Origin of the sequence: Mesorhizobium sp. (genome assembly GCF_005063415.1) — a bacterium.
Taxonomy (GTDB): Bacteria; Pseudomonadota; Alphaproteobacteria; order Rhizobiales; family Rhizobiaceae; genus Mesorhizobium.
The window spans coordinates 1-14,168 of record NZ_SUEG01000133.1; the positions used below are offsets into that span (position 1 = coordinate 1).

14 protein-coding genes are annotated in these 14,168 nt (G+C 63.1%); 11 read left to right on the top strand and 3 right to left on the bottom strand.

Features of this window, described 5'->3' with window-relative positions; translation table 11 throughout:
• The first annotated feature begins 396 nt into the window (after nt 1–396).
• The 4 genes from leuA (at nt 397) to E5W70_RS25420 (ending at nt 5,852) form a co-directional block, all read left to right on the top strand.
• A complete protein-coding gene (gene leuA, locus E5W70_RS25405) occupies nt 397–2,133 on the top strand; it encodes a 2-isopropylmalate synthase (RefSeq protein WP_292663649.1) in 1,737 nt (578 codons plus the stop codon).
• 143 nt (nt 2,134–2,276) lie between these two features.
• Nucleotides 2,277–4,067 (top strand): hypothetical protein, encoded by a 1,791-nt coding sequence (locus E5W70_RS25410; protein ID WP_292663651.1) that lies wholly within the window; start codon nt 2,277–2,279, stop codon nt 4,065–4,067.
• Between the two features lie 229 nt (nt 4,068–4,296).
• Nucleotides 4,297–5,100, top strand: coding sequence for an alpha/beta fold hydrolase (locus E5W70_RS25415; RefSeq protein WP_292663653.1), 804 nt, complete (start codon nt 4,297–4,299; stop codon nt 5,098–5,100).
• A 134-nt stretch (nt 5,101–5,234) separates the two neighbouring features.
• Nucleotides 5,235–5,852: a hypothetical protein gene (locus E5W70_RS25420; protein ID WP_292663657.1), complete on the top strand. Its 618-nt coding sequence runs from the start codon at nt 5,235–5,237 to the stop codon at nt 5,850–5,852.
• Nucleotides 5,853–5,930: 78 nt separating this feature from the next.
• On the opposite strand, the gene E5W70_RS25425 is transcribed toward E5W70_RS25420, so the two are convergent.
• A complete protein-coding gene (locus tag E5W70_RS25425; RefSeq protein WP_292663677.1) occupies nt 5,931–6,875 on the bottom strand; it encodes a metallophosphoesterase in 945 nt (314 codons plus the stop codon).
• A gap of 53 nt (nt 6,876–6,928) precedes the next feature.
• On the opposite strand from E5W70_RS25425, the gene E5W70_RS25430 reads away from it, so the two are divergent.
• Together E5W70_RS25430 and E5W70_RS33200 are read left to right on the top strand one after the other, a co-directional pair.
• The gene (locus E5W70_RS25430; protein WP_292663659.1) at nt 6,929–7,429 is read left to right on the top strand and encodes an NUDIX domain-containing protein; all 501 of its coding nucleotides are present in this window, start codon (nt 6,929–6,931) and stop codon (nt 7,427–7,429) included.
• Nucleotides 7,430–7,517: 88 nt separating this feature from the next.
• Complete coding sequence (locus E5W70_RS33200; RefSeq protein WP_366509749.1) at nt 7,518–7,991, top strand: ABZJ_00895 family protein; 474 nt, start codon at nt 7,518–7,520, stop codon at nt 7,989–7,991.
• A 10-nt stretch (nt 7,992–8,001) separates the two neighbouring features.
• On the opposite strand, the gene E5W70_RS25440 is transcribed toward E5W70_RS33200, so the two are convergent.
• On the bottom strand, nt 8,002–8,991 hold the full coding sequence (locus E5W70_RS25440; protein ID WP_292663663.1) for a glutathione S-transferase family protein: 990 nt from the start codon (nt 8,989–8,991) through the stop codon (nt 8,002–8,004).
• A 271-nt stretch (nt 8,992–9,262) separates the two neighbouring features.
• Between E5W70_RS25440 and E5W70_RS25445 the strand changes: the two genes are divergently transcribed.
• The 4 genes from E5W70_RS25445 (at nt 9,263) to E5W70_RS25460 (ending at nt 11,915) form a co-directional block, all read left to right on the top strand.
• Nucleotides 9,263–9,799, top strand: a complete 537-nt coding sequence (locus E5W70_RS25445) for an N-acetyltransferase (RefSeq protein WP_292663665.1) — start codon at nt 9,263–9,265, stop codon at nt 9,797–9,799.
• A 64-nt stretch (nt 9,800–9,863) separates the two neighbouring features.
• The gene (locus tag E5W70_RS25450) at nt 9,864–10,625 is read left to right on the top strand and encodes a 3-hydroxyacyl-CoA dehydrogenase (RefSeq protein ID WP_292663667.1); all 762 of its coding nucleotides are present in this window, start codon (nt 9,864–9,866) and stop codon (nt 10,623–10,625) included.
• Nucleotides 10,597–11,403, top strand: a complete 807-nt coding sequence (locus E5W70_RS25455; protein WP_292663669.1) for a HugZ family protein — start codon at nt 10,597–10,599, stop codon at nt 11,401–11,403. Before E5W70_RS25450 ends, E5W70_RS25455 begins: the two co-directional genes overlap by 29 nt.
• Nucleotides 11,404–11,576: 173 nt before the next feature.
• Nucleotides 11,577–11,915, top strand: a complete 339-nt coding sequence (locus tag E5W70_RS25460; RefSeq protein WP_292663671.1) for a metalloregulator ArsR/SmtB family transcription factor — start codon at nt 11,577–11,579, stop codon at nt 11,913–11,915.
• Between the two features lie 70 nt (nt 11,916–11,985).
• On the opposite strand, the gene E5W70_RS25465 is transcribed toward E5W70_RS25460, so the two are convergent.
• Nucleotides 11,986–12,990: a L,D-transpeptidase family protein gene (locus E5W70_RS25465; protein ID WP_292663673.1), complete on the bottom strand. Its 1,005-nt coding sequence runs from the start codon at nt 12,988–12,990 to the stop codon at nt 11,986–11,988.
• A 315-nt stretch (nt 12,991–13,305) separates the two neighbouring features.
• On the opposite strand from E5W70_RS25465, the gene E5W70_RS25470 reads away from it, so the two are divergent.
• Nucleotides 13,306–14,109, top strand: coding sequence for an RNA methyltransferase (locus E5W70_RS25470; protein WP_292663675.1), 804 nt, complete (start codon nt 13,306–13,308; stop codon nt 14,107–14,109).
• The last annotated feature ends 59 nt before the right edge of the window (nt 14,110–14,168 follow it).

Sequence of the window (14,168 nt, forward strand, 5' to 3'; positions counted from 1 at the left end):
CCCCTCTGGCCTGCCGGCCATCTCCCCCGCAAGGGGGGAGATCTGCGGTGTCGCCGCCGGTGCCTACTCCGAATATGCTCCCACTTGCCTCGCTTTGCCCGCTCCTGTATGAAATCCGCCATGAGCCCGCGCGCCACCTCTTTTGCGTCCCGTCCGACCGGCATTGCCGGCCAGACCGTCCGCGCGCTCGCCTCCACCCTGCTGCTTCGCGGCCTTATCGGCGATCGCCGGGTTCGCTGAAGGAGCGCCCGGCGGTCGAATTCGCCGCTCACGCGCACGCTCCTTGGCCAGTTACAAAATTGGCACGTCACATCAAGCGAACGAAATTCTGGTAAAGGCGCCGCTCGCCACCAATCCGCCTGAAGCCGGATCCACGAGCCGCCGGGAGAAACGACGATGAACGCACGAGAAGATATCCGTCTGAATGTAGAGGAAACCGCCAAGCCCGCGAGGGGCATGCCGGACGCCGCCCGCAAGTACCAGCCCTATCCGACCGTCGGTCTTGCCGATCGCACCTGGCCTTCTAAAGTGATCGACAAGGCGCCGATCTGGTGCTCGGTCGACCTGCGCGACGGCAACCAGGCGCTGATCGATCCGATGGGCCAGGAGCGCAAGGCGCGCATGTTCGCCCTGCTGCTCGACATGGGCTTCAAGGAGATCGAGATCGGCTTTCCGTCAGCCTCGCAGACCGATTTCGATTTTGCCCGCTGGTGCATCGAACAGGGCAACGTGCCTGCCGATGTCTCGCTGCAGGTGCTGGTGCAGTGCCGGCCGGAACTGATCACCCGCACTTTCGAGGCTCTGAAGGGCGCCACCAACCCGATCGTCCATTTCTACAACTCGACCAGCGAGCTGCAGCGCCGCGTCGTCTTCGAGAAGGACGTCGCCGGGATCAAGCGCATCGCCACCGATGCGGCCAAGATGATCACCGACATGGCGGCCAAGGCCGGCGGCGGCTACCGTTTCGAATATTCGCCGGAGAGCTTTACCGGCACCGAGCTCGAAGTGGCGCTGGAGATCTGCAACGCCGTCACCGAGATCGTCAAGCCGACGGCGGAAAACAAGCTGATCATCAACCTGCCCTCCACGGTCGAGATGTCGACGCCCAACATCTATGCCGACCGCATCGAGTGGATGTGCCGCAATCTCGACAATCGCGAGAACCTGTTGATCTCGCTGCATCCGCACAATGACCGCGGCACCGGCATCGCCACCACCGAACTCGGCCTGATGGCGGGCGCCGACCGCGTCGAAGGCACGCTGTTCGGCAATGGCGAGCGCACCGGCAATGTCGACATCGTCACGCTGGCACTCAACATGTACACGCAAGGCGTCGATCCCGGGCTCGATTGCTCCGACATCAACCGCATGAAGGATGTCTACGAATACTCCAACCAGCTGAAGATCCCCGAGCGCCATCCCTATGTCGGCGAGCTGGTCTACACCGCCTTTTCCGGCTCGCACCAGGACGCCATCAACAAGGGTATGAAGGCGCTGCGCAAGGCCAACACGCCGCACTGGGAGGTACCCTATCTGCCGATCGACCCGGCCGATGTCGGCCGTAGCTACGAAGCCATCATCCGCATCAACTCGCAGTCCGGCAAGGGCGGCATCGCCTATGTGCTGCACGCGGATTACGGCCTCAACCTGCCGCGCAACCTGCAGATCGAGTTCAGCCAGGCAATCCAGGCGATCACCGACGCCGAAGGCAAGGAGGTGCCGGCCAGGCGCATCTACGAGCGCTTTCTCGACACCTATGTCGACCAGCCCGGCGCGCGGCTGAAATTCCTCGACCACCACACCTACCCCGACACCGAGGTCAAGGGCCGGCGCGTGGTTGAAGCGGTGATCCTCGACAAAGGCAAGGAGGTGACCATATCAGGCACTGGCACCGGCCCGATCGACGGCTTCGTCGATGCGCTGTCGCGCCATGTCGGGGTGCCGATGTCGGTGCTCGATTATTCCGAGCATTCCATGCAGCGCGGCTCGAATGCCTCGGCCATTTCCTATGTCGAGATGGAACATCCGGGCGGCAAGCTGTTCGGCGCCGGCATCAACACCAACATCGTCGCCGCCTCGCTCGAAGCCGTGGTTTCGGCCGCCAACCGCATCGTCGGCCGAAAGGACGGCTAGCCGAGACTACCGGGCTCGCGCCATCAGCCCACCGGATATTTATCCGGTGGGTACGCTATCGCACCATAAGCAGATGCTTGTATGGCGGCGCCAGCGCTATATGATCGTACCTCAACCTGTGCCGAATTCGAAGGGATCGACACTTGCAGCATACCACGCCTGCCGCCCCCGCAGTGCGCGAAACGTTGGAGCGACTGCTTGCCAGCGAAACGTTCGGACGATCCGAGCGCGCGCGCAAGCTGCTCCGCTACCTGGTCGAGCGCGAGCAGGCAGGCGAAGCCGATAGGCTCAAGGGCTTCTCCATAGCGATGGACGTCTTCGGCAAGGACGGCGATTTCGATCCGTCGACCGATGCGGTGGTGCGGGTGCAGGCCGGCAGGCTGCGCGACCTGCTACAGCAGTATTTCGCCAACGAGGGCGTTGCCGAACCGGTCCGCATCGCTATTCCGCGCGGAGGCTATGTTCCATCCTACGAACTCAACGCCATTCGCTTGCCGGCGGAGGCCGAGGCAGAGGGCAAGCCGCAGCCGGCGACAGAGGAGGCGGCGGCGACCGCCCCGCCCGGATCGCCACAGGATACCCGCAACCGGGCACATCCGGCTGCATTGCTGAGCGTTCCAGCCGTGGCCCCTGCTGCACCTTCGCTGCAGCGCCATTTGCAGTTCTTCTGGCTGGCGATCGCGCTGGTCATCCTCATGCTGGGTGTGCTGATCCTTCGCCAGGGCAGCGTGGTATTGCTGACCGGCGGCGACACGGCGGTCGAGACCGCGGTGGCGACCGGCAGCATAGCAGCGCCTCCGGTTGAAACCCTCCCCCAGGTCTACATCGCCATCAAGGCCGACAGCGACGTGGCTCGCCGTGTCGCCGCATCGCTGCGCGCCGGCCTTAGCGGCTTCGATACCATCAACTTCATCGGCCGTGATGCCGACAGCCCGCCCGATCCACTTACCGACGCCGCCAGCTTCGTGTTCGATGTCCTGCCCGGGCCGCGCAGCGGCGACATTATGCTCGAGCTGCAGAGCGTGGCGACCGGCCGCGTGCTGCTGTCACGCAACCTGACCGCCGGCGACAGCGCGAACATCGCCATCGAGGACCAAATCTCCGGCATTTTGAGCTCGGCTCTTCCCGCCTCGGGCACGATCTACAACTACATCGAGCAGAGCGGCATCCAGACCGGGCTGACGGCGTGTCTGGTGCTCAACGGCAAATATTATCTCGACCAGAACGCCCAGACGCACGAAGCCGCCTACCGCTGCCTCGAAGATCTTGCCAACCGGGAGGCCAAGTCGTCGCTCGTCTATTCGGAACTCGCGTCCTTGCATCTCGAAGCGGTCACCGACCACTATCCCTACCCCGCCGACGCGACGATCGACAAAGCGATGACGTTTGCCCATCGCGCCATCCAGATGGGCCCGACCAGCCCCTATGCGCACCGCGCCCTTGGTTATCTCAATTCGCGCATGGGCGATTCCGCGGAATCGATCCGCTGGATGCGCAAGGCCTATGAGCTCAATCCCTACGATCTCGCAATGGCCGCCGCCTATGGCTACGGGTTGGTTTTCGCCAGCAGGTACAGCGAGGGCACCCCGATCCTTGCTCACGCCGTGGACATCGCCAGCGCCCATCCGACATGGTGGGATTACGGGCTGTTCGCCGGAGAGTTCATGATGGGCGACATGAACAAGGCCACGCTTGCCAGCGACGGCTTGCGAACGACGGAAATGAAATCGCATTATCTGGCGGCGCGGCTGATCGGCGCCAAGGCTGCCGGCCGCGAGAAGCTGGCGAGCAGGCTGCTGCAGGAACTGACCGCCAAATTCCCGAAATTCGCAGCCGATCCGCGCGCAACCTTCGTCGAGCGAAGATATCCCGCCGATCTGACCAACCGGCTGGTGGAGGCCCTGCGCGCCGCCGGCCTTGGCGGCGCCAGCTGACGTCTCCCGGCGCGTGAACGACATCAGGTGATCGCAAAAATTTTACTGGCCATCCGCACGGCCAAAGCGCAATTCAGACACAGTTTGAACCGGCCAATCTGATCCCCACATAGGCCTGATCCCGCGTAAGACTGATCTCCGCACAAGTCTGACCTCCCGCAAAGACTGATCCTCGCATAGACCGCCCCCGGCATCCTGACTGATCCCGGCACCAAGCCACAAAGTTTGCATGACCCCATCCCTTTACGCTGCCGAACGGGGCACCGGCCCGACAACGATTGCCTTCCTGCATGGTTTCGGCGGCTGTCACGACGACTGGCGCGACGTGGCCGCGTCCCTGGCACTCGGCGCGCGGACGTTGGCCTATGATCTGCCGGGACATGGGCTGTCGCTCGATTTTCCGCGCGGCGGTCCGGCCAGGGTCGCAGCCAGTGCCGTCCTTGCGGATCTTTCCGCTCGCGGAATAAAGCGGGCCCATCTCGTCGGCCATTCGATGGGCGGCGCCGTAGCCGCCCTGATGGCATTGAGCGAGCCCGAAAGAATGGCGTCGCTGACGCTGCTGGCACCGGGCGGTCTTGGTCCTGAGATCAATGGCCCGCTGCTGCGCCGCTACGCCGCGGCTGCCGGCACCGACGAAATTCGCGCCTGTCTAGCCGCCATGTCGGGACCGCAAAGCCAGCCCCTGCTGCATAGGATCGATCTTCTCAACGGGATGCGGCAGCGTCCCGGCCAATTGCGGACACTTGTCGAGCTCGCAGCCGCAATGACCAGGGATGATCGGCAAGGTGTCATCCCGAGCGAGCGGCTCGAAACGCTGAACATGCCGGTGATGGTTGTTTGGGGAACCGACGACGCGATGCTGCCCGTCAGCCAGGCGGACGGCGTGCCGAAGCATTTTCATCTGCACCACGTGCTGGAAGCCGGCCATATGCTGGTCGAGGAAGCGCCCGGCCTGATCGTCGAGGCCGTCCGTCGCAACATGCGGCGCCGCAGCAGGCGGCTTCGCCCGGGAATCGCCGCGGCGGCGAGCTGATCGGGTCTCGCGCAGGCACGGCGGCGCCGCTGGTGCTCCTCCAGCGAACCCTTGCCCGGCCCTCGATCTCGCAAGTGCATTTTGCCGGCGGCTGTGTTAATTCGGTGTTAACCAAACCCCGCGAGGCCACGCCGATGAACGACGCAGGCGAGAACATCACCCAGATCGATCAGTCGCGAAAACTGTCCGATGCCATTCGCGACGTCAAGAACGCCTTCGCCGACCGCGATGACGTCGTCGTCGACATGCGCGAAGCGCATCGCATGCGGCTCGATCTGCTTGCCGCCGAACTCGCGCCGGTCTTCGCCGACGTGCCCACCGACATGGACAGTTTCGACTTCGCCGTCTCGTCCGGCCTGCAGCCACGGCTGTGGATCGACGCCGTCAGCCATGTCGCCATGGGACGCGACCGTCGCACCTATCGCTTTCTCAAGGACACGCGCATCGGTCGCGTCGTCCTCGCTGAGTCGACCGACATGGAGGTCGTTGCCGACCAGGTGACGCGCTATGTCGCCGAGCGCGTCGTCGAACGCCAGAGAATGATGGAAGGCGGCATCGAGCAGGCCGTCGCCGGCCTGAAACGCGCCCTGGTGGCGGAGGCCGAGCCGCCGCTGCAGATCGCTGCGCGCAGCAATGGCTGGTCGGCGTTCTTCTCGGGCCTCGGCCTGATCGCCGCCGGCGCCCTGGTCGGCCTGGCGATTTCGCTCGTGCTGTTCTGGGACCGCATCGTCGCGATGAAAATCAGCTTCTAGAGCCGTTCAGCGTTTCACGGCAACGCGGAAACCGCTCTATCTCTTTGTTTTGGCGCAATTCCGGACGGAAAACCGTTTTCATACTTTTCCTGGAATTGCTCTAGCCATCGACGCCTCGGCCTCGACGCCAAGCTCCAGCGTCTGCAGATCGCTGGGCGGCAATGCCGGCCCGGTCAGGCCGCGGCGGGTCAGCCTGATCCGCCAATTGTCCTTTTCACCATCGATGTCGAGCAGATTGTATTGCGCCGGCGCATGCGAACTGCCGGGGGCCTGCCCGGCGGCGGCGACCCCGACCACCGGGATTTTGGTCTTGCGGGCGCCGATGAAGAAGAGCGACGGCACATGCGAATGGCCGTGCAGCACAAGCTCGGCGCCGTGCCGGTGAAGAACCTTGTGGAAGCGCGAGATGCCGAACAGCCGCTTGTTCTGCGAAACGGCGCCGCGCACCGGCGGGTGGTGGATCATGATCACCCGGAACATGCCGCGCTTGCCTGTGGCATCGAGCATGTCGCGCAGCTGTTCCGCCTGGCCTTCCAGAAAGAAGCCGTTGGCCATGAACGGAGCCGTGGCGCGCGCCGTCGAGACGCCGATCAACGCAACATCGCCGCGTACCCGCAGATAGGGAAAAGTGTTACGGTCGACTGGCGTATTGACGCCGTCGCCGGTCATCCACGCTGCCCAGGACCGGCAGGTCTTGTCGAAGGCGCCCGGCACATAGGCATCATGATTTCCCGGCACCACCGACACGTCGTTGGGCGAGCCCAGCGTCTCCAGCCAGTGCTTGGCCATCTCGATCTCACCGTCGAGCGCCAGATTGACCAGGTCGCCGGTGATGGCGAGATGGTCCGGCCCGTTGGCCTTCATGTCGGCGACGATCGTGTCGATGACGGCGTCGTGCATGTGGCGGCGGCGGTTGCGCTGCCAGTTGACATAACCGACCACGCGCTTGGAGGCGAGATCGCGATAGGTTACATCGGGAAGCGGCCCCAGATGGACATCGGAAATATGCGCGAGCCTGAACATCTTTTCTTCATAGGCGAGGCGGGCCCCGCTTTCCACTCACGGTTTCGCGGACGATGACGACGCCAGATCCGGAGCAAGCCCTGCGCCAGACCGGATGGCCGGGCTTCAGGGCGAGGCTGTTTCACCTGTACTTCGTGCTGCGGCGGCCGATGACGCTCGGCGTGCGCGGCTTGATCCACGACCGAGCCTCCAATTCCGTCTTCCTCATCCGCCACACCTATGTTCCGGGCTGGCAGCTTCCGGGCGGTGGCGTCGAACCGGGCGAGACGATGATCGAGGCGCTGGCACGCGAACTGTTCGAGGAAGGCAACATCGCGCTGACCGGACCGCCGGTGCTGAAATCGCTGCATTTCAACCGCCGCGCCAGCCGCCGCGACCATGTCGGCCTGTATCTGGTCGAAGAGTTCGATCAGCCAAGCCCTAAGCTGCCCGACCGCGAGATCGCCGAAGCCGGATTCTTCCCGCTCGACCGCTTGCCCGAGGGAACGACGCCGGCGACGCTGCGGCGGATTGCCGAGGTTTTTAAGGGGAATCCGGTATCGCCTTACTGGTAGACCACCTCTCCAACAGCCTTGCTGCTTCGATTCAGGATGACAGCATCCATTGCTCTCCAAGACAGGTATAACTAATCGGTTGGGAAAAATGGAACATAAACAAAACGATAGATTTAGAATTGTACTATATATCTTACTTTTTACTGGAATTTATGTAATAATATTGTTTTCAACAGCATTAGTGTTGACGGTGATGCTTGGGGTAGATCCATCCAGGTTAGAAAGAATTGGAAGAGGCATCCAATTCGTAATACAATTTGTTGCCGCATTCGGGACATATTTCTTTTTTTTAAAGCGACGTGCCCGCCTTTTTACTCGCGCTGAATTCTGGAAAATGGTCGGCTTCTCAACCCTGATAGAAATGGTTTTGGGAATGGCTCTGATTCTGCTGTCGGGATCATTACGCGCAATCCCGCTCCAGATGTCGGTCCAGACCGTCATGATCGGCGGCATCGTGGCGTTCTTGGCAACGTCGCTCGGCTACTCCAATCGATTTGGAAATACCATATTGAAAGCTGAACTCGTTAGAAGGGCAAAGATGGACTCCGAAACCTTCCGCTAGGTCGCCGGTCTCACGCAGCCTTCCTGAATCGCGCCCGGTCATGCGGCGCGGAATAGTCGAGCTCTGGCCCGACCGGCACGATGCGCGTCGGGTTGATCGTCTCGTGGCTGCCGTAATAATGCGACTTGATGTGGTGCAAATTCACCGTGCCGGCGACGCCCGGCACCTGGTAGAGGTCGCGCAGGTAATTCGACAGGTTCGGATAGTCGGCGATGCGGCGCAGATTGCACTTGAAATGGCCGACATAGACCGGGTCGAAGCGGACCAGTGTCGTGAACAGCCGGCAGTCCGCCTCGGTGATGCGGCCGCCGACGAGATAGCGCTGCTTTGACAGGCGGTCCTCCAGCATGTCGAGCGTCGAGAACAATTCGCCGAACGCCTCCTCGTAGGCTGCCTGCGTGGTGGCGAAGCCGGCACGGTAAACGCCATTGTTGACCGCGGGATAGACCAGCGCATTGACCGCATCGATCTCGCCGCGCAACGGCTGCGGATAGAAATCGAGCTTTGCATCACCCCATTCGTCGAAGGCCGAATTGAGCATCCGGATGATCTCGGAGGATTCGTTTGAAACGATGGTCTGCTCGCGTTTGTCCCACAGCACGGGAACGGTGACCCGGCCCGAATAGCCGGGATCGGCCCTGGTGTAGATCTGGTGCAGGAAATCGAGGCCGTAGAGCGTGTCGCCGGTGGCGCCGTCCTCGGCCAGGAACGTCCAGCCGTCGGCGCCCATGAAATGATGGACGACCGAGATGGAAATCACGTCCTCGAGTTTCTTGAGCACGCGAAAGATCAGCGTCCGATGCGCCCACGGGCAGGCGAGCGAGACATAGAGGTGATAGCGGCCGGGCTCGGCCTTGAAGCCGCGTTTTCGCCCTTCGGCCGGCGCGCCGTCGCGGGTCACCCAGTCGCGCCACTGCGATTGCGCCCGCACGAATTTGCCGCCGCTCTCCCCGGTATCGTACCAGCGGTCCTGCCATTGGCCTTCGACTAGCAATCCCATGAAATATCCTTTCGCGTTCCAACCTGATGTAGGGCACCAAGCGGCGCCGCGGAAATCACCGACGCTGAACAGATCGTCAACGGCTGCGTCGTCGATTGCGCCGGCCGATTGCGGCGGCTGAAAATTGGTGCTAGCGGACAATCCGCATGTTCGACTTTGCCGCGATCCGGTTCGACCGACGACGAAAGAGCGCCCGCGCTTGATGAAGCGCTGACTGGCGAACGCTGCCGCTTGCAGCAAACCTTTCCTCGTATACCGGAACGCAAAGACCATGAGCCTTGCTGACGTGAAATACCTGCCGGAAACTCCGGCGCATGATCCTGAAATCGAAGCCATCAACGACGAGGCGTTCGGGCCGGGCCGTTTCGTGCTTGCCGCCTACAAGATCCGCCAAGGTGGCCCGCACGAACGCGCTTTGTCCTTCGTGGCCGTCGATGGCGCAATCGTCGTCGCCTCGGTACGGATGACGCGCATCGCCGCCGGTGCCGGCCGCGCGCTGATGCTCGGGCCGCTCGCCGTGCGGCCGGCCTTCAAAAACCTCGGCATCGGCCGCCGGCTGGTGGCAATCGCGCTGGAAGCCGCTGCCAAGGCCGGCGCACCGGCCGTGATGCTGGTCGGCGACGAACCCTATTACGGCCCGCTCGGCTTCAAGAGGCTGGCGCGCGGGCATATCTCGATGCCGCGTCCGGTCGATCCCGACCGGCTTTTGGCGCACGAGATCGTGCCGGGCACGGTGGCAAGGCTGGTGGGCGAGGTTTCCCACGCCGACCAGGCAAGGATTGCCGAGCACATCGCCGCGATGGCGTGACCATGCCGGCGCTGTTGCACGGTGGCTTCGCAGCATTAGTCTGGGCACGGAGGAGGACGTCGAGATGAACCCGAACGGCCAGATTGCGATCGTCACTGGTGGCGGCTCCGGCCTTGGCGAGGCTACGGCGCGCGCTCTTGCCGCCGGCGGCGCCAGGGTTGCCGTCCTCGATCTCGGTATCGAGCGTGCGGCCAAGGTGGCGGCCGCCATCGGCGGAATCGCCGTCCGATGCGATGTGAGCGACGCCGGGAGCGGTGCCGCCGCAGTCGCGGAAGTGGCAGAGACGCTCGGCGAGGTCCGCATCCTGGTCAATTGCGCCGGCATCGTTATCGGCATGAAGACGATCGGCAAGGACGGACCGCATCCGCTCGATCAATACCGCAAGGTGATCGAGGTCAATCTGATCGGCACCTTCAACATGATCCGCCTGGTCGCCGACCGAACCGCCACGCTCGAGCCACTGCAGGGCGGTGAGCGCGGCGTCATCGTCAACACCGCATCGGTCGCGGCCTATGACGGCCAGATCGGCCAGGCGGCCTATTCCGCGTCCAAGGCCGGCGTCGTCGGCATGACGCTGCCGGTGGCGCGCGATCTCGCCCGCTCCGGCATTCGCGTCTGCACCATCGCGCCCGGCATCTTCAGGACGCCGATGATGGCCGGCATGCCGCAGGAGGTGCAGGATTCGCTCGGCGCCGCGGTGCCCTTCCCTTCCCGTTTGGGCGAGCCTTCGGAATACGCGGCACTTGCCCTGCACATCATTGAGAACCAGATGCTCAACGGCGAGACCATTCGCCTCGATGGCGCCATCCGCATGGCGCCGAAATAAAAGCGACGGTGGTGCTTTGGACGAACCCAGGAAAGACGTGATCCGCGCGACCGACGCCGAGGCGATCAGGCTGGCAAAGACGCTGATCCGCAGCGCCCGTTTCGGCGCGCTGGCGGTGCTCGAACCAGGAACCGGTTCGCCGCTGGCCAGCCGGGTTGGCGTCGCCACCGACATCGACGGCACGCCATTGATCCTGGTCTCGATGCTGTCCGCCCATACCGGCGCTATCCTTGCCGACCCGCGCTGCTCGTTGCTCGTCGGCGAACCCGGCAAGGGCGATCCGCTGGCGCATCCGCGATTGACGCTCGTCTGCCGCGCCGCGCGGCTCGAACGCGGATCGAACGAACACGCCCGCGCCGAGCGGCGCTACCTCAACCGCAATCCCAAGGCGAAGCTCTATGCCGGGCTCGGCGACTTCTCGATCTTCCGGCTCGAACCGGAGCGCGCCAGCCTGAACGGCGGCTTCGGCAAGGCCTATCTGCTCGACCGCACCGATCTGGTCGCGACGGGAGCGATCGTCGAAGAGCTTGCCGCCGGCGAGCAATCGGCACTCGACCACATGAACGCCGACCATCTCGATGCGATTGCCCTCTACGCAAGTCATTTCGGCGGGGCCGAGAGTGACGGCTGGATCGTCACCGGGTTCGACGCCGACGGGATGGATCTCATATCGGGCGACAATGTCTGTCGGGTTTTCTTCCCCGAGCCGCTGAGGGCGGCACGCGAGCTCAGGCCTGTCCTGGTCGACATGGCAAAGGCTGCCCGATCGGCAAATTAATCACAGCCGCACAGTTAATCGGCTTGCATGGAAAGCAAGCCTTGAGATTTGAGCGAAATGTTCTACCTTTGCGAGTGACGCTGAATCGCTGGCGTGCATCTATAGGGAAAGTCTATGGAATTCGACGCTATTGCCCCCATAGCGGCGGATGAGCAAGAACGTATGGGGGATCTATGGTCTCGAACAAGCTAGTCGCCAACGCCGGAACCGCGGCTGCGTTTCTGACGCTGATGGGCAACGAAAAACGTTTGTTGATCATGAGCTATCTGGCCGAGGGCGAAATGTCGGTCGGCGCCATAGCCGAGAAAGTGTCGCTCAGCCAATCCGCCCTGTCACAGCATCTGGCCAAGCTCAGGGCTTCCGACCTTGTCGAGACCCGCCGCGATCGGCAGATGATATATTATTCCTGTAAGTCCGAGGCGGTGCGCGAATTGCTGCACATGCTGGACGGCATTTTCGGCGAAGGTGAACTGTCGCAGATGGCTCACCGGCTGCGTCGCGCGGGGACCTGAGCGGCCGGAGGGAGATGCTCCCGCCAATCCGCTTTGCTGCCAACTCCGCCTTGCTGCCAAGTCAGCCTTGCTACTGAACGCGCTCGTCCGCGGCCTGCGCCATCTCGTCCTTGAACTCGACCTTGGTGCCCGGCTGCACCATGGAGGCAAGGTCTTCGGCATCCCAATTGGTCAAACGGATGCAGCCATGCGAAAAGGTCGTGCCGATCTTGCCCGGTTCCGGCGTGCCGTGAATGCCGTAGCTTTCGATGGAGAGATCGATCCAGACCGATCCCACGGGATTGTTCGGCCCGGCAGCGATGGTGAAGGGCCGCTTGGTCTTGACCCCCTTGAAAGCGAAGTCCGGATCGTAGTGATAGGTAGGCTTGTGCACCACGCGCCTGACCTCTGCCATGCCGCTTGGCGCCGGCTTCTCCTCGCTCCCAATCGAGGCGGGGTAGACCGCCAGCCATTTGCCGGCACGGTCGAGCACACGGACCAGGCGAGCGCCCTTGTCAACCTCGATGGCGTCAACGCCGGCGGGAGGGTCGCCCCTGCCGACATCAGGCACCACCAAGGTCCTGCCTGGTTTCCTGAGGCTGGTGCCCGGGTTGAGCATTCGCAGCAATTGTTCGCTGACGTGGAAGCGCTCGGCCAATCTCTCCACCGCATTGCGGTAGCCGAGCCGCCGCAAGCGGGCCATCCTCTCCAAGCGAGCCGGAATACGCCTGGTGAAAGGTCCGCGCACATCCTTGCGCATGACCTCATAGGTCACCAGCACCGGCTTGGCGGAGGTTGCGATGAGTTTGCTCCAGGTTTGTGGACTGAGCTTGCCGTCGGGCGGAAGTCCGTTTGCCGCCTGAAACGCGGCGACGGCCTTGGCGAAGTTTTGGGAAAGGCGACCGTCGATCAGGCCCGGCGAGAAACGGGCGCGATCCAGAAGGATCTGCGCCTTCAGCAGCGTCGGATCGACACCCTTCGGATCGCCGATAGTGAATTGGGCCTGATTGACGGTGGCTGGATCGAGCTTGGCCGCGCGAGCCACGCCGCATGCGAGGGCAAGCGTGGCGGCAAAGACGAGGAGGAGCCTGATCATCGATGTCCTCCCAGGACCGCAGCAGGAGCCCGCTTCTATGACGCGGCATGGCCCCATGCGGTTCCTTCGCACTATCGAAAATTCTGCATTGAAACGGCTTGGCCGACGAGCCGTGCCGCGGGAATTAAGATTTCCCTGTCGCTAAGAGGCAGGCAGGCCCAATCTGAGCCCGGCATCCACCTGATTGGGCTTGACCGTTCGAACGACGTGCATCCATTTGGACGCTAAGATACGGTCTGAGCTTCGGATCCGGCATCATGCCTTCCGAAACCGAATCCCGATTCGCGGCCGACGCCATGGTCCGCCGAGGAAGCCATGAATCCGATCCGCATAGACGACCCGCAGGATCCCCGCGTCGCCGCCTATCTCGACATCCGGGAGCGAGATCTTGCCGGCCGGCAAGGCCGTTTCGTCGCCGAAGGCAAGGTGGTGCTCGACACGCTGCTTGCCGCTCGGCGCTTCGAGGCAGAATCGGTGCTGGTACTCGAAAACCGGCTGGCCGGCCTCGATGACGTCCTGCGCAAGGCGCCTGCCGGGCTTCCGATCTATGTCGCATCCGGCGAAATCATGGACAGGATCGCCGGATTCTACATGCATCGCGGCATATTGGCGATCGGCCGCAAGGGCGCGGCCATCTCCGCTGAGGCCTTGCTTGGCGCATTGCCCGCCCGCGCGCTGATCGTGGTGCTGGTCGGCATCGCCAATCATGACAATATGGGTTCCATCTTCCGCAATGCCGCCGCCTTTGGCGCGGATGCCGTGCTTCTCGATCCGACCTGCTGCGATCCGCTGTACCGCAAGGCTATCCGCGTCTCGGTCGGCGCGGCCTTGAAGGTCCCCTTCGCCTGCTTTGCCGATACTGCCGGCTGCACCGCAATGCTCGACCGGCAAAGCTTCAGCCAATTCGCCTTGTCGCCGCGCGGGCAGATCGACATTCGCGATGCCAAGAGAAACGAGCGGCTGGCGCTCTATCTCGGCACCGAGGGCGAAGGCCTGCCGGAAAGCCTGCTTGCCCGCCTGCAGACGCTGCGGATCGGCATGGCGCAAGGCTTCGACAGCCTGAACGTCGCCGCCGCGTCAGCCATCGCGCTGCATCATTTTTCCGGAGCACAAATTTAGAGCCGTCGGGGCCTGCTCATGGATCTGCGGAATCTCAGTCGGTCGAAGCGGCCTTCTGG

Bases quoted from the DNA above. Each gene is read 5' to 3' on its own strand.
- leuA (WP_292663649.1), top strand. From the start codon at position 397: ATGAACGCACGAGAAGATATCCGTCTGAATGTAGAGGAAACCGCCAAG.
- E5W70_RS25430 (WP_292663659.1), top strand. From the start codon at position 6,929: ATGACGACGCCAGATCCGGAGCAAGCCCTGCGCCAGACCGGATGGCCG.
- E5W70_RS25445 (WP_292663665.1), top strand. From the start codon at position 9,263: ATGAGCCTTGCTGACGTGAAATACCTGCCGGAAACTCCGGCGCATGAT.
- E5W70_RS25465 (WP_292663673.1), bottom strand. From the start codon at position 12,990: ATGATCAGGCTCCTCCTCGTCTTTGCCGCCACGCTTGCCCTCGCATGC.
- E5W70_RS25440 (WP_292663663.1), bottom strand. From the start codon at position 8,991: ATGGGATTGCTAGTCGAAGGCCAATGGCAGGACCGCTGGTACGATACC.
- E5W70_RS25415 (WP_292663653.1), top strand. From the start codon at position 4,297: ATGACCCCATCCCTTTACGCTGCCGAACGGGGCACCGGCCCGACAACG.
- E5W70_RS25460 (WP_292663671.1), top strand. From the start codon at position 11,577: ATGGTCTCGAACAAGCTAGTCGCCAACGCCGGAACCGCGGCTGCGTTT.
- E5W70_RS33200 (WP_366509749.1), top strand. From the start codon at position 7,518: ATGGAACATAAACAAAACGATAGATTTAGAATTGTACTATATATCTTA.
- E5W70_RS25450 (WP_292663667.1), top strand. From the start codon at position 9,864: ATGAACCCGAACGGCCAGATTGCGATCGTCACTGGTGGCGGCTCCGGC.
- E5W70_RS25470 (WP_292663675.1), top strand. From the start codon at position 13,306: ATGAATCCGATCCGCATAGACGACCCGCAGGATCCCCGCGTCGCCGCC.
- E5W70_RS25420 (WP_292663657.1), top strand. From the start codon at position 5,235: ATGAACGACGCAGGCGAGAACATCACCCAGATCGATCAGTCGCGAAAA.
- E5W70_RS25425 (WP_292663677.1), bottom strand. From the start codon at position 6,875: ATGTTCAGGCTCGCGCATATTTCCGATGTCCATCTGGGGCCGCTTCCC.
- E5W70_RS25455 (WP_292663669.1), top strand. From the start codon at position 10,597: ATGGCGCCATCCGCATGGCGCCGAAATAAAAGCGACGGTGGTGCTTTG.